Genomic DNA, 18418 nt, shown 5'->3' on the forward strand with positions numbered 1-18418 from the left:
AAAAAATCCCGCGCTGCCGATCGGCTGCGCGGGATTTTTTTGCCCCAATTCAGGCGACAGGCACCAGAGCGGAATGTATTCAAATTGAATGGGGCATTCCGCTCACTGTTTGTTTTGCCGCATTTGTGCGGACGCCAAATGGTTCCATTTGGCTGCAAAATGCTTATGGCGCGAAGATCGACCAGTTCATCGTCTTCGCCAGTTTTTCCAACGCGATCGAGCCCAGCCTGGAATTGCCGTTGGCATTAAGGCCAGGGGACCAGACGGCAAGCGAGGCGACGCCCGGCACGATCCCCAATATGCCGCCGCCAACGCCGCTCTTGCCGGGAATGCCGACGCGGAAAGCGAAGTCGCCGGAGCCGTCATAGTGGCCGCAGGTCAGCATCATCGCGCCGATGCGGCGGGCGCGCTCTGCCGAGACGACGGAATGCCCGGTCGCCGGGTTGTTGCCGCCATTGGCAAGGAAGCGGCCGGCCAGGGCCAGTTGCCGGCAGCTCATGGCGATAGCGCAATGGTGGAAATAGACGCCCAGCGCCAGTTCCGGCGCGTGATTGAGATTACCGAACGATTTCATGTAATTGGCAAGCGCGAAATTGCGAAAGCCGGTGGCGCGTTCGGACGCCGCGACCTCGCGGTCGATGATGATGGTGTCGTCATCGGCCAGGAACTGGATGAAGCGCAGGATCTCGCCGATCGCCTCGCGCGGCTGATGGCCGGCAAGCAGGATGTCCGAGACCACGATGGCGCCGGCATTGATGAATGGATTGCGCGGAATGCCGTTCTCGTGCTCGAGCTGGACGATCGAGTTGAACGGATTGCCCGAAGGTTCGCGCCCAACCCGCTGCCACAGCGCGTCGCCGACATTGCCGAGCGCCAGCGTCAGCGTGAACACCTTTGAGATGCTCTGGATCGAAAACGCCTCGTCGGCATCGCCTGCGGTCAGCATGCGGCCGTCATTGGTCACCGCGGCAATGCCGAATTTTTTCGGATCGATCTTGCCGAGCTGGGGGATATAGCTGGCGACGTCGCCGCGATCGGTACGCTCCGCCATTTCGGCAGCGACCTCGCGCAACGCATGTTCGAGTTGGGGCGCCTGTTCAAGCTCCGGCATCGTCGCCCCCGCTACTTCAGCCAGCGTTCGATACGCGCCATCGCCTCGACCATGTCGTCGTGGCTGCCGGCATAGGAAAAGCGCATCGTGCGATGGCCTTGCAGCGGGTCGAAATCGCGGCCCGGCGTCGCAGCCACATGCGCCTCGGCAAGCATCCGGCGCGCAAACGCCATGCTGTCATTGGTGTGCCTGGTGACGTCGCAGAAGGCGTAGAACGCGCCGTCCATGGGCGCGGCCAAAGCAAAGCCGAGCTCCGGCAGGCGTTGCATCAGGAGCTCGCGGTTCCAGGCATAGCGCGCCTTCACCGCTTCCAGCTCTGGCGTCGCCTTGAATGCCTCGATCGCGGCAATCTGGGACAGTTCGGGCGGCGAGATGTAGAGGCTCTGGGCGATGCGCTCGACTGGCCGCACCAGTTCCTGCGGCAGCACCATCCAGCCGATGCGCCAGCCGGTCATGCAATAATATTTCGAGAAGGAATTGATCACCGTCACATCCGCGCCGAAAGAAAGCGCCGTCGTGTCGGGCGCCGCATAGGCCAGCCGGTGGTAGATTTCGTCCGAGATGACGGCGATGCCGAGCTCTTGCGCCGTCTCGACCAGCGCCTCGAGATCGCCGGCGGGGATGACCGCGCCGGTCGGGTTGGCCGGGCTGGCGAACAGCACGCCCTTCAGCGGTTTTTCGCGATGCGCGGCTTGCAGGTGCTCGGCATGCAGATAGGCGGCGCCGTCCAACTCGATCTCGGCGATGTCGATGCCGAGCGCGGCCATGATGTTGCGATAGGCAGGATATCCGGGCGCAGCGATGGCGACGCGGTCGCCTGGATCGAACATTGCCAGGAAAGCGAGGTTGAAGGCAGCCGACGATCCGGTGGTGACGGCTATCCGCTCGGGCGAAACGTCAAGCCCGTAGTGCTCGCCATAATGCGCCGCGATCGCCTTGCGCAGACCGGCGATGCCCAGCGCGTCGGTATAGCCGATGCGGCCTGCTTTCAAGGCATTGGCCGCCGCTTCGCGAACCCCGGCCGGCGCCGGATCGGAAGGCTGGCCGACGGCCATAGAAACGACCGGCAGGCCCTTGGCTTTCAGCCGATTCGCCTCGGCCAGGATGTCCATGGCATGGAACGGTTCGACCGCGCCGCGGCGCGAAAGCGAAACAACCATTTTTCAATCCACCACACTTGTCCGCACGTGCCGGCCATGCTGGCCGCGCCGCACAAATGCCCGATTGGTGTGGGGATCACAAGTTCGGTAAGTTTAGGCTGCCGACTTTTCATCCTTCGCCCACTCGTCTACCAGTGGACCTGCCATGTTGAGCCGACCCAAATCGACGATCGCCAGGACAGCGCGCGCCCTCGCGACGCTTTCGCTCGCCGCGGTGGTCGCCATGGCCGGCTCGGTCAATGCCTTTGCGCAGAATGTGCCGGTTGTGCGCGATGCCGAGATCGAGGCGCTGGTGCGCGATTACGCGCGGCCGATCTTCAAGGCGGCGGGCTTGTCGGGCGACGCCATCAACATCGTGCTGGTCAACGACCAGAGCTTCAACGCCTTTGTTGCCGGCCGCCGCCTGTTCATCAACACCGGCGCGCTGATGACGGCCGAAACGCCCAACGAGATCATTGGCGTCATTGCCCACGAGGCCGGCCATATCGCCGGCGGACACCAGCAGAAATTGCGAGAACAGCTCGAGCGCGCCAAGACGATGGCGATCCTGGCGACGCTGCTTGGCGCCGGCGCCATGGTGGCCGGCGCCACCAGCAACAGCCGCGGTCTCGCCGGCGCCGGCATGGGCGTGATGGCCGGCGGCGGCGAGATGGCGCAACGCAGTATCCTCGCTTATCAGCGCACCGAAGAGATGACCGCCGACCGTTCGGCGATCACCTATCTCAATGCAACCGGCCAGTCCGGCATGGGCATGCTGAAGACGTTTGGCCGCTTCCAGAACGCATTGTCGCTCTCGGGCGCGCAAGTCGATCCCTACAGGATCAGCCATCCGATGCCGCAGGAGCGTATCGCCAATCTCGAAGTGCTGGTGAAGCAGAGCCCTTACGTCGACAAGGTCGACCCGCCGGCACTGCAGCAGCGCCACGACATGATGCGCATCAAGATCGCCGCCTACATGCAGGGCCAGGCGGCGGCGTCGCGATTGATGCGCAAGAACCCCGGCAGCCTTGCCTCACGCTATGGCGACGCGCAGATGACCTATCTTTTCGGCAATCTGGCGTCGGCGCTCACCAAGACCAACGCGTTGATCAAGGAACAGCCGAAAAATCCCTATTTCCAGGAATTACGCGGCGACATCCTGATGAAGGCGAACCGGCCGAAGGATGCGGCGGACGCCTATGCCAAGTCGGTCAGCCTCGATCCGGCGCGATCGGGGCTGCTGCCGGTCTCTTACGGCCAGGCGCTGATGGCGATCGGCACGCAGGATTCGCTGAAGAAGGCGGTGGCGCAGATCAACACCGGCCTCGGACGGGATCGCGAAAACGCCGCCGGATACCGCTATCTGGCACAGGCCTACGGGGAACTCGGCAACATCCCGGCCGCCGAGCTTGCAACCGCCGAAGGGCATTTCTATTCCGGCGACTACAAGAATGCGAAGATATTCGCCATGCGGGCGCAGCAGAGCATGAAGCGGGGCGAGCCGGGCTGGCTTCGCGCGCAGGACATTATAAACTACGCACCATCAGGTAAGAAGAAGTGAACCTTTCCGACGCAGGCTGCGACACAGCCAAACCGGGCGGACCCAAACACAGGCAAGAGGATCGAGGATCATGACCAAGGCAATTCTGCTGGGCACTACCGGAGTGGCAGCGGCTCTCGCCATGCTGGCGTTCGGCTTCGTCGCCGGCAATCCGCAGACGGCGAAGGCCGGCACGGCGCAGCTTGCCCAGACGGCGTCCTCGGGTACCAAGCTCGACCGTGCCGAAGTCGAAGGCATCGTCCGCGACTATCTGCTGAAGAACCCGGAAGTGCTTCTGGAGGCCCAGCAGGCACTCGAGGCCAAGCAGAAGGAAGAACAGCGCGTCGCCAGTCTCGGCGTCATCAAAGACGCCAAGGACCAGATCTTCAATTCCTCATTCGACGGTGTTGTCGGCAATCCGAACGGCAAGGTCACCATCGTCGAATTCTATGATTATAATTGCGGCTACTGCAAACGCGCCATCGACGACATGCGCGCGCTGACCAAGGCCGATCCGGACCTGCGCTTCGTACTCAAGGAGTTCCCGATCCTCGGCCCGGATTCGCAGAAGGCGAGCGTCGTCTCGATGGCCTTCCATTTGATGAAGCCGGAGAAATACGGCGAATTCCACAATGCGCTGCTCGGCGGCCAGGGGCGCGCCACCGAGGCGGCGGCAATCAAGGTGGCGCTGTCGCTCGGCGCCGACGAGGCGGCGCTGCGCGAAAAGATGAAGGACCCGAGCATCACCGAGGCCTTCTCCAAGACCTATGACCTCGCCACCAAGCTCGCCATCACCGGAACGCCGTCCTATGTCGTCGGCAACGAGGTGGTGTTCGGCGCGCTTGGCCAGGAAGTGCTGGCCGAAAAGATCGAGGCGGCGAAGGCCGCGCTCTGATCAGCATTCGGGTTTCGATTAGGCTGCGGGTTTCCGGCACGGGCCGTTTTCCGGCTGTTGTGGACGGCGAAAGAACGCACTTGCGCTCTTTTCGCCAGCGTCTATGCCCATTATAGAGGGTCCGGCGCGCCGGCTTAGCCGCGCCGGGAAAGGTCGGCATATTTTGAAAACGGTTTTCGTCCTGAACGGCCCCAATCTCAACGCGCTCGGCAAGCGCGAGGCAGGCATCTATGGCGGCAAGACGCTTGCCGCGATCGCCGACGACTGCAAGCAGGCAGGTGCCGCACTTGGGCTGGAGATCGATTTCCGCCAGTCGAACCATGAGGGCGACCTCGTCGACTGGATCCAGGAGGCCGCCGACAAGGCCGCCGCGATCGTCATCAATCCGGGCGCCTACGGCCATACCTCGATCGCCATTCACGATGCCATCCGCGCTGTCGCGCCGCTGCCGGTCGCTGAGGTGCATCTCTCCAACATCCACGCGCGAGAACCATTCCGCCACGTCTCCATGGTCGCGCCGGTCGCCGTCGGCATGATCTGCGGGTTCGGGCCGCTCGGCTACACGCTGGCGCTGCAGGCGCTGGCTGCACGCCTATGACCGGCCAACAAACAGAAGGCTCGAAAATGTCGATAAAGAAGAACGGTGTTGACCAGCAGCTGATCCGCGATCTGGCGGGCATACTGAACGACACCAACCTGACCGAGATCGAGGTCGAGCTGGGCGATCTGAAGGTGCGCGTCTCGCGGCAGGCCCCGGCCGTCCATGCCGTCGCCACAGCTCAGCCGGCCTATGCCCCGGCAGCCGCGCAGCCTGCGGCAGCGGCCGCGCCGGCGACGCCCGACGTGTCGAAGAACGCCGTTGCCTCGCCGATGGTCGGCACCGCCTATCTGGCACCGTCGCCCGACGCCAGGCCGTTCATCGAAATCGGCCAGAAGGTCAAGGAAGGCCAGACGCTGCTGATCATCGAAGCAATGAAGACGATGAACCAGATCCCCTCGCCGCGCGCCGGCACGGTGACGGCGATCCTGTTTGAAGATGCGCAGCCGGTCGAATATGGTATGCCGCTCGTCGTGATCGAGTAGAGCCGGGAACAGGCGAAAGATGTTCCAGAAAATCCTCATCGCCAATCGCGGCGAAATCGCCCTCAGGGTGCTGCGCGCCTGCAAGGAGCTCGGCATCCAGACGGTGGTGGTGCATTCGACCGCCGACGCCGACGCCATGCATGTGCGTCTCGCCGACGAGAGCGTCTGCATCGGCCCGCCGCCGTCGCGCGACAGCTATCTCAACATCCACCAGATCGTCGCCGCCTGCGAGATCACCGGCGCCGACGCGGTGCATCCCGGCTACGGTTTTCTGTCGGAGAACGCCAAGTTCGCCGACATCCTCGCCGCGCACAACATCACCTTCATCGGCCCGACCGGCGACCATATCCGCATCATGGGTGACAAGATCGAGGCCAAGCGTACCGCAAAACGCCTCGGCATTCCCGTGGTGCCCGGCTCCGACGGCGCGGTCACCGAGGACAAGGAAGCCAAGCGCATTGCCGCCGCGATCGGCTACCCCGTAATCATCAAGGCGTCGGCCGGCGGCGGCGGGCGCGGCATGAAAGTGGCGCGTAGCGAGGCCGATCTCGAGGTGGCGCTGCAGACGGCACGCTCGGAGGCGGGTGCGGCCTTCGGCGACGACGCAGTCTATATCGAGAAATATCTGCAGAAGCCGCGCCATATCGAAGTGCAGGTGTTCGGCGACGGCGCCGGGCGCGGCGTGCATTTCGGCGAGCGCGACTGCTCGCTGCAGCGCCGCCACCAGAAGGTCTGGGAAGAAGCGCCCTCGCCGGCGCTCAATGCCGAGGAGCGCGCGCATATTGGCGGCGTCTGCGCCAGGGCGATCGCCGATCTCGGCTATTCCGGCGCCGGCACCATCGAATTCCTCTATGAGGACGGCGAGTTCTATTTCATCGAGATGAACACGCGCCTGCAGGTCGAACATCCGGTGACCGAGGCGATTACCGGCATCGACCTCGTGCACGAGCAGATCCGCGTCGCCTCGGGCGGCGGACTTTCGGTGCGCCAGGAGGACATCCGCTTCCACGGCCATGCCATCGAATGCCGCATCAATGCCGAGGATCCGCGCACCTTCACCCCCTCGCCGGGCACCATCACCCATTTCCACACGCCGGGCGGCCTCGGCATCCGTGTCGATTCCGGCGTCTATTCCGGCTACAAGATCCCGCCCTACTACGACAGCCTGATCGGCAAGCTGATCGTGCATGGCCGCAACCGCGTCGAATGCATGATGCGGCTGCGGCGCGCGCTCGACGAATTCGTCGTCGACGGCATCAAGACGACGCTGCCACTGTTTCGCGACCTCGTTGGCAACGCCGGCATCGCCAATGGCGACTACGATATCCACTGGCTGGAAAAATACCTGGCCGAAGGCGAGTGACACAGGGGCGAAGTGATGACCCGTCCCTACGCACCCGGTTATCGCATCCCGACCGACCTTTTGCTCAAAGCCTATGCCTCCGGCGTCTTCCCGATGGCCGAAAGCGCCAATGACCCCGAAGTATTCTGGGTGCGGCCGGAGACGCGCGGCATCATTCCGCTCGACGGGTTCCACATACCGAAAAGCCTGAGAAAGACGATCCGCAAGAACCTGTTCGAGTTCCGCATCGATTTCGACTTCGAGGCGACGATCGAGGCCTGCGCCGAAAGGCGCGAGGAACGTCGGTCGACCTGGATCAACGCGCCGATCCGCGAAGCCTATATCGAGCTGCATCGGATGGGCCATTGCCATTCGGTCGAGGCCTGGCACAACGACCGATTGGTCGGGGGGCTCTACGGCGTATCGCTCGGCCGCGTGTTCTTCGGCGAGAGCATGTTCGCCAGGGAGACCGACGCGTCAAAGGCCTGCCTGGTTCACCTCGTCGAACGCCTGAAGGCGCGTGGCTTTGCACTGCTCGATACGCAGTTCACCACCGAGCATCTCAAACGCTTCGGTGCAATCGACGTGCCGCGCGGCAAGTACGAGAAGATGCTGGCCGAGGCGCTGAAGGGCGAGGCCGTGTTTTTTCCATAAACTGGTATGGTTCATCGTTTCACAGAAACGCAATTCCGGACGGAAAGCCGTTCACACTTTCCTGGAATTGCTCTTGCGGCCGGTCAGCCTTTTGCTGCCGTCACCAGCGGCGTCTGTGCGTGGAACATCATCTTCCAGCCATTGACGCGGTGGACATAGCCGGTGCTGACCAGCGCCGCATAGGCTTCGCCATCTTGCCGCGTCGCACGCGCCTCGTAGGTCAGCACGACGATGTCGCTGCCCGGCTCGATGATGCCCTTGAGGTCGATGTCGAGATCGCGCCAGCGGTTCGGGTCCGTGGCAGTTGCGGCCAGATCGGTATTGCTCATCACCCGCGCCATCTGCGGGAAGGCCACCAGGCATTCGGTATCGGCATTGGCCTTGAAATAGTCGGCGCCGCCGCTCCAGAATCCCCTTTCGATGTCGAGAAGTTCGTTCTTGTTGGCCATCATCATGGCAACCTCCTCCGTAGAGAGGCACCAACGCTCGGGCAACACGGCGGTTCCGCGAGACGCGGTATCCGCCGCGCGCTGACACATTCTAGTTGGTTTTGGGGGCGGCGGGTGCTGGCACGTCGGACTTCTGCTTGCAGCCCTTCAGCCAGATATCATAGACGGCATGCTCGACGGCGTTGATCCCGGGGCTTTCGGCAAACATCCAGCCGGTGAAGATACGGCGTATTTTCCGGTCGAGCGTGATCTCGTCGACCTCGACGAACGAATCCGTCTTCGGCTCTTCGTTTTCGGGCCGCGAATAGCAGATGCGCGGCGTCACCTGCAAAGCGCCGAACTGCACCGTCTCGTCGATGTAGACATCGAAGGTGATGATACGGCCGGTGATCTTGTCGATGCCGGCGAATTCAGCGACGGGATTGGTGATGCGCTCGGATACTGCGGGTGCTGCAGGCGCCACCGACGCGTCCGGCGCAGGCGGCGCCAATTCCTGCGCAGTAGCAAGCGCCACCATAGAAGCGAGAACGACCGCGGTTAATCCGCCCGTCAAAATTCGGCTGAACATGCTCATGCAAGGTCCGGTGGTTTGCGCCCGGGTGATTCTCTTAACGCCAAGGCTAGTTGCTGCTGTCGGATCAGCAAACAGCTAAACAGCAATTGTGGCGACAAAGGACCGCCCCCGTGGGGACGCCCCCGTGGGGACCGCGCGCGTGTCACGGCGATCGATCACGAACCAGGCGTCCAGGCGTCGTAGTCGCCCGTCACTTGCGGACGATGCTGGTTGGTCAGCACCGAGCCTTTCGGGCGATAGGCCGCGGGGCTGCCGGTGAGGTTCGGCACATGCGGCTTTTGCCAGTCGCGTGGCTTGTAGTCTTCGCTTGGCGGCGCAACGTCGACACGATGATGGATCCAGCCATGCCAGCCGGGCGGAATCGCCGAGGCTTCCGAATAGTCGCGGTAGATGACCCAGCGACGGGTGCGGCCTTCCGAATCGACGCCGCCCTCGTAGTAGACGTTGCCGACCTCGTCCTGCCCGACCTTCTTGCCATGCCGCCATGTGTGGAAGCGCGTTCCCAATGTCTGGCTGTTCCACCAGGTGAAAAACTGCAGAAGGAAAGTTTTCATTCAAATCCTCGTGGCAAGTCCTTGTAGCAAGTCCTCGCGGCGGCTGCGGCGGCGCCTTTTCCTGCTTATGGCGTCACGGCATTGCGAAGGCAAGGGTCTTGCCGCAACCGGCGAGCAAATGGCTGGCGGCGAAGCGATACGTTCATGCGATCCTCGCGACCGAGCGAAGCAGATGAAATGGGTTGTTGGCAACCTTACGCAGCGTTATTCTAGGAGTTGAAGCTTCGTTGCCTCAAGGACGGCAAATGAGAGGGGCTCATGTCATCGCTGGCGGGCACGGCCGGTCGCGCGTTGCCGCAGGTCGTTGAGGCGATCTACGATTCGATTGCCGACGTCGACCGCTGGCAGGCGACACTCGAGGCCATCTGCAACCTGGCGGAAGGCCAGCTTGCCATGCTCGCCGTCATCGACACGATCAGCAGCTCCGCGCGGTTTTCGGTGTCTTGCGGCGATCCCGCAGTTCTTGAGCCGTTGAAGCATGACTACGGCTCGCAAGTGCCGTTCTATGCGGCGGTTCCCAAGATGGAGATCGACGTGCCGTTCACCGTCGATTCGATCTACGCCCTGCAAGGCCCGGATACGCGACAGAGATGGCTCGAAAGCCGCATCGTGCGCGAATGGGTGCAACCCAACCGCCTGGACGATTTCTTCTGGGTGGCGTTGATGAAGCGGCCGACCCGGATCGGCACGTTGATGGTGGTTACCGACAAGGACAGGCGCCAGATTTCCCGCGAGGATATCGAGCTTGTCTGCCTGTTGGCACCGCATGTGCGGCGCGCGGTGACCATCGGCGACCTGTTCGAGGCCGAGCGGCGCAAGGCCGAAATCTTCCGCTCCATCATCGAAAGCCTCGACCATCCGGTGCTGATCGTCGCAGAAGACATGACCATCATCTTCGCCAACCCGTCAGCCGAAGCGCTGCTCGCCGAAAACATCTCGGTCGCTTGCGTGCGCGGACAGCTTTCGTTCACCTATGCCAACGCCAACGCCGCGATCGGCCGTGCCGTCCAGCTCGGCACGCGCGACGAATTCGCGCTCGGACCTTGCGGCATCAACATTCCCCTGGCCAGGACGGTCGTTCCGGCGGTGGCCCATGTCATGCCGCTGGCGCGGCGTGAAATCTCGGCGCGCATCTCGCAACGCGCCGCCGCAGCGATCTTCATCGCCGCGGCCGGTTCGACACCGACCCCGGCGCTGGACGCCATTGCGGCGCTGTTCGGATTGACCGCGGCAGAAAGGCGCGTCGCCGGTCACGTTGCCGCCGGCCTGACGCGAAAGGAAATCGCCGCGGCCGGCGGCGTCTCGGACGGCACCGTCAAGTCGCAGCTGGCGACGATCTTCGACAAGACCGGTACAGGCGATCAGCGCGAGCTCGAACTGTTGATGCGCGAATTGTCACCGCCGTTGCGCTCCAGTTGATTTTGCTCAGGTTCCCCGGAACCGGCAGCGGTCCAAAAGACTCGGCCGGCAAGTTTTTCAAGCCCTTGAGACCATCGTCCGCAAAATCTGCGAAACGAAACCGGCATCGTTGCAATTCGGCCAAAATCATGGTGCGGTCGTTCGCGGTCCAGAAACGCGGCACTATGCTCGGCTGGAATGAAAATGGTTTCTGGCGCGGATCTCGATCTTTGACACCGACATCTACCGAGCGGCTGCTCCCCTACCTCTTTCTGCTTGGGCTGATCGTAATCGCGGTCGCTTTCCGGCCACTGCTGCCCGTCGACGAAACGCGATATCTCAGCGTCACCTGGGAAATGTATCTGAGCGGACAGATCTTCGTCCCGACGATGAATTTCGCGCCCTATCTGCAGAAGCCGCCACTGCTGTTTTGGCTTATCGACCTTGTCTGGAATATTTTCGGCGCCAGCCGGCCGGCGGCGATGCTGGTCATCTTCGCCGCCTCCTCGCTCGTCATCTGGCTGACGACGGCGTTGGCAAAGACCCTGTTTCCGGGCCGCGACGACATCGCGCGGCGCATCCCCTGGCTGGTTGCCGGAAGCAGCGTGTTCGTCATCTATTCGACGCTGATCCTGTTCGACCTGTTGCTGACGGTCTTCGTGCTCGCCGCGCTGTTGTCGTTGATTGCCTTTGCCCGCAGCGGCAACCGCTGGCAGGCCGTTCTGGCCGGGCTGTTCATCGGCATGGGCGTGCTGACGAAAGGCCCGGTGGTGCTGATCCATATGGGCGCGCCCATCCTGTTCTACCCGTTCTGGCGCGACGGGCGGGTGGGACTGACGACACCGAACTTCCTCGCTGGAGTGGGCCTGGCCCTGCTCGCCGCACTAATTCCGGTGGCGATCTGGCTGGTGCCGGCGACCATCCTGACAAAAGGCAATTTCGTTTATGATCTCGTCTGGAACCAGTCGGCGGGGCGCGTCACCGGCAATTTGCGCAATTCGCACGGCCGGCCGTTCTATTTCTATCTGCTGCTGCTGCCCGTCATGTTCATACCGTGGATCTTCATACCCGAGGTGTGGCGGTTGAAGCTGCCCACGCGGATACGCAGCCTGATCGACGCGAAGTCGCCGGATCTGCGCGCCTTGCGCCTGCTGTCATTCTCGTTCGTTGCCGTGTTTCTGGTGTTCAGCGCGATATCCGGCAAGCAGCCTCATTATGTCGTGCCGATGTTGCCGTTCGTGGTCATCCTGTTCGGCTATTTCATGGCGGAGATCCCGCTCGCCAGGCTGAAGAGCTCGGCCATCGTCATGCTTGTCATTTTCGGCATCGGCCACGCGGTGGCATCGGCGACCGCGTTCAAACGCTATGATCTGACGCCGCTCGCCAACTTCATCGACGAGCGAAAGGATGCGGACTGGGCCGTGGCTTTCGACTATCAGGGCGAAGTCGGCTTCCTGGCCCGGTTGCAAAAGCCGTTCGAAAGCACCGACAAACCGGAAGAATGGCTTGGCTCGCATCCCAGCGGCTATGTCATCGACAAGGTTTCCAAGGATCCCGGCACTGCAGGGCAAATCGCGTTCCGGCTTCGCGTCGAACGCGGCTATCTCGTCGTGCTGAAGGGACAGCATTGACGATCGTCACCGGTATGCGAGTTCGTCCCCCGCGCGGGAGATGAAGGCGTTGCTGCTTCGTGGTTCCATCGCTCGATAGAACCGGGAGGTATTCATGCGCAAGCTCATCTCGACGACGCTTTTTGCCGTATCGCTCGCTGTGGCCGGCCTTGCCGCCGATCCGGCATGGAGCTTCAAATGTCAGTCCGGAACGATTGGGCAAGGCAGTTGCTCCTGCTCCGGGACCGCCGACTGCACCGATATGCGGCATTCCAAAATGTGCAAGGGCGACCTGAACTGCGGTTCGGGCAAATGTTCCTGCACGGCCGCATTGGTAGTCGACCCCGGCCCGAAAACCCCCAAGCCCAAGGTCGTCGCGCCGATGGCGACAACCAAAGGCGTCGTGAAGCAGTAGACACCCAATCCGAAAGGACGGCGGCGGCTCAACGTCGCTGGGCCTGCCCGATGTTTCGCGGTTCATCCCCCGTGCGGGCGATGAACCGCCATCGAAGAAATGCTGCTGTCTAGCCGGAGGGTGGTTTCCAACGACAGAGCGAGGATACCATGTTGAAAACCTGCACGATGCTGTTCATCTGCCTGATGGCGACCACCGCGGCGGCCCAGCCGCCGCCTTCGGGGCCGCCGGTTCCCAGTGCGGCACTTGCCCCATGCAACGCCACACAATCGAACAGGCCCTGCAAAGCCGAACTCGGCGTGTTCCTGATCACCAACACCGTCCGCAACCTGGCGCAAGCCAAGGTCGACGCCACCAACGCACAGCTGGCCGCCCAGGGACGATCGTCACGCGCATCGATCGAATCGCTGAAGCAATGGCGGCCGTCGCGCTTTGCGACGCAGATGCTGAACCAGCCGAACAGGTGGTTTGTCAAAGTTCCTTACATCCTGACCATCAAAGTCTCGATCCCGGTGACCTCCGACCGCCACATCGGCATTCCCATAGACGTCAACGTCTTCTGCAGCGGCTGGCAGACCGATTCCAGCCAGGTCATCATCCGCTCGCAACCCGGCCCGGCGAGCTTCGAGGGCGGCAACATCCTCGAAGACGTTTTCAACGTCGGCAATTACATCGACGCCCAGGTACGCAGCTCGTTTTCGGCACCTCTGCCGGTGACGACGCCGGTTCCAAATTCGAAATGCTCGGCCATAGACGGCTCCGATGCCGGCACGCAGGCCACCGGCGATGATCTCATCTTCTGGACGGTGCCGCGGCGCAACCTGGTGGTGACGGACGCCATAGCCAAGCCGACGGTTGAAGTGACCTTCGACAGCCTCACACGCCTGCCAGCCCGCGACTTCCACAACAATGTCGTCTATGCGGAATCCGAGGCCATAAACCTCAACGTCTATGCCAATGAGGACGGCGTTCAGAAAGCCCTGACGATGCGCGAAGGCGACGTGGCTGCGCTGAACCTTCCCGTACTCAGGCTCGACGCGCGAAAATACGATTCGCTGGTCGTCATCGGCAATGTCGACCAGCCGCCGAACGATCCCAGAGACAGCGCCTTCGCGGTAGCGGCCAAGACTGCGGGATTCGGTGCCGGTTCCAAGATCATGCAGATCCCGAAGTGGTATTCGAGGCCTCCGGACCAGTTCAATCACAAACCTACATGGGTCAGAGTTCCGGGCTATGAGCTGCACTATACGGTACGCTATCTCAACAGCGGCGGGCTGGCCGTCGACGGTGGAGCCAGTACGGTCCGGCCCCCAAAAGTCGCCGTTCCGATAAAGACGCCCATCAAGCCGAAAACGCCCTGACGCGGCCGCTCGCGGATGACGGCGGCGGTTCAGACCGCTGCCGCCATCCCCCGCGCGGCAGATGCGGCAGCCCCGGCTTCATGGCCTGATCTTGCGGGAACAAATTGCGCCGCTGCGCCACGAGCGAGCGGCGCCATCGATGGAGACAAACGATGCTGCACCTTCCCCTCACCATGCCCGCCGTCAGGATCATTGCGGCAATCTCGCTGCTTGCCTTCCCGAACTTCATGCCGCCGGTCACGAGCCCGGCGAACGCGCTACCGGTCAGCCAATCCTGCCGGATCACCACCTATTACAAGACGGCGGCGAAGGCGACGGAGGTTGGCGTGCGCTCGACGTGCCAGGGCGTCAAAAAATGGGGCGTCACCTCGAAATATTACGAGGTCGAAAAAATCGAAGCCGCCACGCCCCCGCACACGTCGGGCGGCGGCGGCAGCCTGCCGTGCGAGTTTCTCGCTGCCGGCTGCTCCAACCTGCCTGAGAAACGCAACTGAACGTCAGGCGAACGAGCTAGCCGATCGCCTTCTCCAAAACCAGCGCCGGCAATCCCGAGGCGCCGCCGCAATCGGCCGTGTTGCCGGCGGGCAAGAACCCTCTCGCGCGGTAAAAGGCAACGGCCGGAGCATTTGCTTCCTCGACCTCGACACGCAGCGTCCGGGCCTCCGGAAAGCTGGCCTCGATCTCGTCCAGCAGCGCCTGGCCGATGCCTTGCCTCTGCCAGGCCGGATGCACGTAAAGCTGGTTCAGCATGACGATCGCGGGATCCGTGGTGGCGGCGGCGAAGGCCATGCCGCCGATGCTTTTGCCGTCGTCGGCGACCAGGAACTCCGAGTTCGGCCGCGTCAGCCGTGCCTTGAGCGCGGCGATCGAATGCCATTCATCGGTGATTTCGGTAACCCGCGCCGCGCCATAGATGGCGTCATAGGTGGCATGCCACGTCTCGATCAGCAATGCGCGCACCGCCGCCAGATCGCGCTCGCCGGCGGTGCGGACGAACATCCTACTCGATCCCGAGCCTGGCCTTGACCAACTCGTTGACCGCCTGCGGATTGGCCTTGCCGCCGGTCGCCTTCATCACCTGGCCGACGAACCAGCCGGCCATGGTCGGCTTGGCGCGCGCCTGTTCGACCTTGTCCGGGTTGGCCGCGATCACCTCGTCCACCGCCTTTTCGATGGCGCCGGTATCGGTGACCTGCTTCATGCCGCGGCTTTCGACCAGCTGACGCGGATCGCCGCCCTCGTTCCAGACGATCTCGAACAGATCCTTGGCGATCTTGCCGGAGATGGTGCCTTCCTTGATCAGGTCGATGACAGCACCAAGCTGGTCGGGTGAAACAGGAGCGTTTTCAATGTCCTTGCCGGCCTTGTTCAAGGCCCCCAGGAGGTCGTTGATGACCCAGTTGGCGGCGAGCTTGCCGTCGCGCCCGGCCGCCACCTTCTCGAAATAATCGGCGACCGCCTTTTCCGATACCAGGATCGAGGCGTCGTAGGTCGACAGGCCGAGCGAAGCGATCAGCCGCGCCTTTTTGGCATCGGGAAGTTCCGGCAGGTCCTTTGCCAGCGCGTCGACATAGGCCTGGTCGAATTCCAGCGGCAGAAGATCGGGATCGGGGAAATAGCGGTAGTCGTGCGCTTCCTCCTTGGAGCGCATCGAGCGCGTTTCGCCCTTGTTGGGGTCGAACAGCCGCGTTTCCTGGTCGATCTTGCCGCCGTCCTCCAGGATGGCGATCTGGCGGCGCGCCTCGTAGTCGATGGCCTGGCCGATGAAACGGATGGAGTTGACGTTCTTGATCTCGCAGCGCGTGCCGAATTCACCGCCGGGCCGGCGTACCGAGACGTTGACGTCGGCGCGCAGCGAGCCTTCGTCCATATTGCCGTCGCACGTGCCGAGGTAGCGCACGATGGTGCGCAGCTTGGTGACATAGGCCTTGGCTTCATCGGCGGAGCGCATATCCGGCTTCGAAACGATCTCCATCAGCGCCACACCGGAGCGGTTGAGATCGACATAGGACATCGTCGCATGCTGGTCGTGCATCGACTTGCCGGCGTCCTGCTCCAGGTGCAGGCGCTCGATGCCGACCTCGATGTCCTCGAATTCGCCCTGCCGGTCCGGGCCGACCGAGACGATCACCTTCCCCTCGCCGACGATCGGCTGCTTGAACTGCGAGATCTGGTAGCCCTGCGGCAGGTCGGGATAGAAATAGTTTTTCCTGTCGAAGACCGATTTGTGGTTGATCTCGGCCTTCAGGCCCAGCCCGGTGCGGATCGCCTGCTTGACGCATTCCTCGTTGATGACCGGCAGCATGCCGGGCATCGCCGCGTCGACCAGGCTGACATTGGCGTTGGGCGCGGCGCCGAAAATGGTCGAGGCGCCGGAAAACAGCTTTGCCTGCGAGGTCACCTGCGCGTGGACCTCGAGGCCGATGATGATCTCCCAGTCGCCGGTGGCGCCGGGAACCAGGCGCTTGGCGTCGGGCGTGCGGGTGTCGATAATGCTCATAAGGGCCTGCATATTGAAATTGCGGATATGCGAGAACGCATATTTTGATGTGCAACTTCGCTAGTGCAAACCGCCAAAAGAGACAAGCGCAAAGCCGCAGGCGCCGACGCGGCACAGGCCCGCACCTGCCGCGACGAACTGCGATAGCAGCTTGAAAAATCGACCTGTCGGCAACCCGGCCGCCGTCGCCTCATGCCGTGGCGATATAGGCCCTGATCTCCTCGGCCTCGCGCTCGACATCCTCGATGCGCCGCTTGACCACGTCGCCGATCGACACGATGCCGTCGAGCAGCCCGTTCTTTTCCACCGGCAGGTGGCGGAAGCGGCCCTTGGTCATGATCTCCATGACCTCGTTGACGGTGTGGTTCTCATTGCAGATCTTCACCTTGGGCGTCATCGCCGAGCGGACGGCAAGGTCGAGCGCCGCCGCCCCCTCCTTGGCGAGAACCCGCACCACATCGCGCTCGGAAAGAATGCCGACGATCTTGTGATCGCCGTTGGTGATGACCAGCGCGCCGATCCTGTGTTCGGAAAGCATGCGGATGGCTTCGCTGAGCTTTTCGTTCGGCCCGAGCGTCACCACGTCGTGGCCTTTTGCCTCGAGAATTGCCTTAACAGTCATGGCGTCCTCCTCTGCATTTCCTGCCGGCTCCTGCCCTGGCCGGCTTTCCCTGGGATGAACATGGTGCGCCGCGATCGGTTGCATTTCAAGTGCGGCGGTCTCAGGTCTCCGGCTCGTCCGCCTGCCGGGGCACCTGCTCTCGCCGATCAAAAAACCGCAGGCCGAAGAAGCCGGCAAGAAAGCCGCCAATATGGGCTTCCCAGGCGATCTGGCCGTCAATGCCGGGCGCCAGGCCGAAGAGGCCGGTCGCGAGGTTGATCACCATCCACATGGCGAGAAAGGTGACGACGCCGCGCGAGCGCAGCACCGCCGCCATCGGCAAAGGCTGGCCGGCGAAGGCGGCCTTGCCCGACGAGCGGTCGATGCGGAAGCCGTAGCGTGCCGCCGCGCCCATCATGCCGGAAATCGCGCCGGAGGCGCCGACCAGCGGCGCCTCGCCAAGCGGATGCATGGCCCAGAACAGCGCCACCGCCGCCAGTCCGGTCGCGGCGAAGAACAGGCTGAAGCGCAGCGCGCCGAAGCGGTTGGCCAGCGGTGAGCCGAAGGCCGCAAGCCACACCATGTTGATGGCAAGATGGGCAAAGCCGCCATGCAGGAAGGCATATGTAAAGGGCCGAGAAAACAGGAACCAGTCGAAGCCGTATTGGCCAGTGTAGAGAACAGGAATGAAGGCCCCGTCGTACAATAGTGTCAACTGCTGGTCTTGGCTAAGCACATACTGCTGCATCAGAAAGACGACGACGCAGATGGCGATCACCGCCAGCACCACGGGCGGCAGGTTGAACACCGGCTCGCGGCGGCGCTCCGGTTCGCGGGCGACAGGCCCACCCTGGCCCTGCTCGATCTCCGGTGGGCTTTCTGGGTCGCTCATATGGCTTGCACTCAGTCGCTGGATTGGACTTGGCGAGCATGTAGATCACGGCCAACCGAATCACAAACGGCGAATCAGCAGCCCCGAATCAAAAAAGAAGCCGTCCAAGGTTTCCCTTGAACGGCTGGTCGAGCCCCCTTGCTCCCCCTGAACTCTTGACTGAAGTGCTGCCGATCGTCGCAAAACGACCGCTTCTGGAGTGGTTTTGGTGTGCCACAGGACTGGCAGGCGCGCAACGTAAACCAGTTGTTAACCTTAACCGCCCCGACCCGTGAACAAGTATTAACGATGCTGGCACGC

Annotated in this window: 20 protein-coding genes; 11 read left to right on the forward strand and 9 right to left on the reverse strand. The window is 62.8% G+C overall.

Features of this window, described 5'->3' with window-relative positions; all coding sequences use genetic code 11:
* Positions 1-163: 163 nt before the first annotated feature.
* Both NKJ28_RS22720 and NKJ28_RS22725 read right to left on the reverse strand, forming a co-directional pair.
* Complete coding sequence (locus NKJ28_RS22720; protein WP_352636988.1) at positions 164-1111, reverse strand: glutaminase; 948 nt, start codon at positions 1109-1111, stop codon at positions 164-166.
* Positions 1112-1122: 11 nt separating this feature from the next.
* On the reverse strand, positions 1123-2271 hold the full coding sequence (locus tag NKJ28_RS22725; protein WP_352636989.1) for a pyridoxal phosphate-dependent aminotransferase: 1149 nt from the start codon (positions 2269-2271) through the stop codon (positions 1123-1125).
* Between the two features lie 145 nt (positions 2272-2416).
* Between NKJ28_RS22725 and NKJ28_RS22730 the strand changes: the two genes are divergently transcribed.
* The 6 genes from NKJ28_RS22730 (at position 2417) to aat (ending at position 7764) form a co-directional block, all read left to right on the forward strand.
* Positions 2417-3811, forward strand: coding sequence for a M48 family metalloprotease (locus NKJ28_RS22730; protein ID WP_352636990.1), 1395 nt, complete (start codon positions 2417-2419; stop codon positions 3809-3811).
* Positions 3812-3881: 70 nt separating this feature from the next.
* On the forward strand, positions 3882-4685 hold the full coding sequence (locus tag NKJ28_RS22735) for a DsbA family protein (RefSeq protein ID WP_352636991.1): 804 nt from the start codon (positions 3882-3884) through the stop codon (positions 4683-4685).
* A 163-nt stretch (positions 4686-4848) separates the two neighbouring features.
* The gene (gene aroQ, locus NKJ28_RS22740) at positions 4849-5283 is read left to right on the forward strand and encodes a type II 3-dehydroquinate dehydratase (protein ID WP_352636992.1); all 435 of its coding nucleotides are present in this window, start codon (positions 4849-4851) and stop codon (positions 5281-5283) included.
* A 26-nt stretch (positions 5284-5309) separates the two neighbouring features.
* Positions 5310-5768, forward strand: a complete 459-nt coding sequence (gene accB, locus NKJ28_RS22745; protein ID WP_023674823.1) for an acetyl-CoA carboxylase biotin carboxyl carrier protein — start codon at positions 5310-5312, stop codon at positions 5766-5768.
* A gap of 19 nt (positions 5769-5787) precedes the next feature.
* On the forward strand, positions 5788-7131 hold the full coding sequence (accC, locus tag NKJ28_RS22750; protein WP_352636993.1) for an acetyl-CoA carboxylase biotin carboxylase subunit: 1344 nt from the start codon (positions 5788-5790) through the stop codon (positions 7129-7131).
* A 15-nt stretch (positions 7132-7146) separates the two neighbouring features.
* The gene (gene aat, locus NKJ28_RS22755) at positions 7147-7764 is read left to right on the forward strand and encodes a leucyl/phenylalanyl-tRNA--protein transferase (protein ID WP_023674821.1); all 618 of its coding nucleotides are present in this window, start codon (positions 7147-7149) and stop codon (positions 7762-7764) included.
* 83 nt (positions 7765-7847) lie between these two features.
* On the opposite strand, the gene NKJ28_RS22760 is transcribed toward aat, so the two are convergent.
* The 3 genes from NKJ28_RS22760 to NKJ28_RS22770 all read right to left on the reverse strand — a co-directional run bounded on the left by NKJ28_RS22760 (position 7848) and on the right by NKJ28_RS22770 (position 9341).
* Complete coding sequence (locus tag NKJ28_RS22760; protein WP_352637029.1) at positions 7848-8216, reverse strand: hypothetical protein; 369 nt, start codon at positions 8214-8216, stop codon at positions 7848-7850.
* 88 nt (positions 8217-8304) lie between these two features.
* Positions 8305-8787, reverse strand: a complete 483-nt coding sequence (locus tag NKJ28_RS22765) for a DUF2155 domain-containing protein (RefSeq protein WP_023674819.1) — start codon at positions 8785-8787, stop codon at positions 8305-8307.
* Positions 8788-8942: 155 nt separating this feature from the next.
* A complete protein-coding gene (locus NKJ28_RS22770; RefSeq protein ID WP_023674818.1) occupies positions 8943-9341 on the reverse strand; it encodes an NADH:ubiquinone oxidoreductase subunit NDUFA12 in 399 nt (132 codons plus the stop codon).
* A gap of 258 nt (positions 9342-9599) precedes the next feature.
* Here NKJ28_RS22770 and NKJ28_RS22775 point away from each other — a divergent pair, with 258 nt between their 5' ends.
* The 5 genes from NKJ28_RS22775 to NKJ28_RS22795 all read left to right on the forward strand — a co-directional run bounded on the left by NKJ28_RS22775 (position 9600) and on the right by NKJ28_RS22795 (position 14619).
* On the forward strand, positions 9600-10760 hold the full coding sequence (locus NKJ28_RS22775; RefSeq protein WP_352570906.1) for a helix-turn-helix transcriptional regulator: 1161 nt from the start codon (positions 9600-9602) through the stop codon (positions 10758-10760).
* A 209-nt stretch (positions 10761-10969) separates the two neighbouring features.
* Positions 10970-12370, forward strand: coding sequence for an ArnT family glycosyltransferase (locus NKJ28_RS22780; RefSeq protein ID WP_352636994.1), 1401 nt, complete (start codon positions 10970-10972; stop codon positions 12368-12370).
* A gap of 94 nt (positions 12371-12464) precedes the next feature.
* A complete protein-coding gene (locus tag NKJ28_RS22785; protein ID WP_352472757.1) occupies positions 12465-12764 on the forward strand; it encodes a hypothetical protein in 300 nt (99 codons plus the stop codon).
* Between the two features lie 152 nt (positions 12765-12916).
* Positions 12917-14125: a hypothetical protein gene (locus tag NKJ28_RS22790; protein WP_352636995.1), complete on the forward strand. Its 1209-nt coding sequence runs from the start codon at positions 12917-12919 to the stop codon at positions 14123-14125.
* 152 nt (positions 14126-14277) lie between these two features.
* Positions 14278-14619 carry a hypothetical protein gene (locus NKJ28_RS22795; RefSeq protein WP_352636996.1) on the forward strand — a complete coding sequence of 114 codons (342 nt, stop codon included), beginning with the start codon at positions 14278-14280 and terminating at the stop codon, positions 14617-14619.
* A gap of 16 nt (positions 14620-14635) precedes the next feature.
* On the opposite strand, the gene NKJ28_RS22800 is transcribed toward NKJ28_RS22795, so the two are convergent.
* The 4 genes from NKJ28_RS22800 to NKJ28_RS22815 form a co-directional block, all read right to left on the reverse strand.
* Complete coding sequence (locus NKJ28_RS22800) at positions 14636-15124, reverse strand: GNAT family N-acetyltransferase (RefSeq protein ID WP_352636997.1); 489 nt, start codon at positions 15122-15124, stop codon at positions 14636-14638.
* A gap of 1 nt (position 15125) precedes the next feature.
* The gene (gatB, locus tag NKJ28_RS22805) at positions 15126-16625 is read right to left on the reverse strand and encodes an Asp-tRNA(Asn)/Glu-tRNA(Gln) amidotransferase subunit GatB (protein ID WP_352623263.1); all 1500 of its coding nucleotides are present in this window, start codon (positions 16623-16625) and stop codon (positions 15126-15128) included.
* 190 nt (positions 16626-16815) lie between these two features.
* Positions 16816-17247, reverse strand: a complete 432-nt coding sequence (locus tag NKJ28_RS22810; protein WP_023674810.1) for a CBS domain-containing protein — start codon at positions 17245-17247, stop codon at positions 16816-16818.
* 100 nt (positions 17248-17347) lie between these two features.
* Positions 17348-18118, reverse strand: coding sequence for a rhomboid family intramembrane serine protease (locus tag NKJ28_RS22815; RefSeq protein WP_352623264.1), 771 nt, complete (start codon positions 18116-18118; stop codon positions 17348-17350).
* Positions 18119-18418 lie beyond the last annotated feature (300 nt).

Origin of the sequence: Mesorhizobium sp. M0145 (genome assembly GCF_040322355.1) — a bacterium.
Lineage (GTDB): Bacteria > Pseudomonadota > Alphaproteobacteria > Rhizobiales > Rhizobiaceae > Mesorhizobium.

Excerpts from the sequence above, each read along its gene's own strand:
- NKJ28_RS22760 (WP_352637029.1), bottom strand. The coding sequence starts at position 8,216 with ATGATGGCCAACAAGAACGAACTTCTCGACATCGAAAGGGGATTCTGG.
- NKJ28_RS22810 (WP_023674810.1), bottom strand. The coding sequence starts at position 17,247 with ATGACTGTTAAGGCAATTCTCGAGGCAAAAGGCCACGACGTGGTGACG.
- NKJ28_RS22800 (WP_352636997.1), bottom strand. The coding sequence starts at position 15,124 with ATGTTCGTCCGCACCGCCGGCGAGCGCGATCTGGCGGCGGTGCGCGCA.
- NKJ28_RS22765 (WP_023674819.1), bottom strand. The coding sequence starts at position 8,787 with ATGAGCATGTTCAGCCGAATTTTGACGGGCGGATTAACCGCGGTCGTT.
- NKJ28_RS22770 (WP_023674818.1), bottom strand. The coding sequence starts at position 9,341 with ATGAAAACTTTCCTTCTGCAGTTTTTCACCTGGTGGAACAGCCAGACA.
- NKJ28_RS22795 (WP_352636996.1), top strand. The coding sequence starts at position 14,278 with ATGCTGCACCTTCCCCTCACCATGCCCGCCGTCAGGATCATTGCGGCA.
- accC (WP_352636993.1), top strand. The coding sequence starts at position 5,788 with ATGTTCCAGAAAATCCTCATCGCCAATCGCGGCGAAATCGCCCTCAGG.
- NKJ28_RS22775 (WP_352570906.1), top strand. The coding sequence starts at position 9,600 with ATGTCATCGCTGGCGGGCACGGCCGGTCGCGCGTTGCCGCAGGTCGTT.
- NKJ28_RS22720 (WP_352636988.1), bottom strand. The coding sequence starts at position 1,111 with ATGCCGGAGCTTGAACAGGCGCCCCAACTCGAACATGCGTTGCGCGAG.
- NKJ28_RS22815 (WP_352623264.1), bottom strand. The coding sequence starts at position 18,118 with ATGAGCGACCCAGAAAGCCCACCGGAGATCGAGCAGGGCCAGGGTGGG.
- NKJ28_RS22725 (WP_352636989.1), bottom strand. The coding sequence starts at position 2,271 with ATGGTTGTTTCGCTTTCGCGCCGCGGCGCGGTCGAACCGTTCCATGCC.
- NKJ28_RS22730 (WP_352636990.1), top strand. The coding sequence starts at position 2,417 with ATGTTGAGCCGACCCAAATCGACGATCGCCAGGACAGCGCGCGCCCTC.
- NKJ28_RS22785 (WP_352472757.1), top strand. The coding sequence starts at position 12,465 with ATGCGCAAGCTCATCTCGACGACGCTTTTTGCCGTATCGCTCGCTGTG.
- accB (WP_023674823.1), top strand. The coding sequence starts at position 5,310 with ATGTCGATAAAGAAGAACGGTGTTGACCAGCAGCTGATCCGCGATCTG.
- gatB (WP_352623263.1), bottom strand. The coding sequence starts at position 16,625 with ATGAGCATTATCGACACCCGCACGCCCGACGCCAAGCGCCTGGTTCCC.
- NKJ28_RS22735 (WP_352636991.1), top strand. The coding sequence starts at position 3,882 with ATGACCAAGGCAATTCTGCTGGGCACTACCGGAGTGGCAGCGGCTCTC.
- aat (WP_023674821.1), top strand. The coding sequence starts at position 7,147 with ATGACCCGTCCCTACGCACCCGGTTATCGCATCCCGACCGACCTTTTG.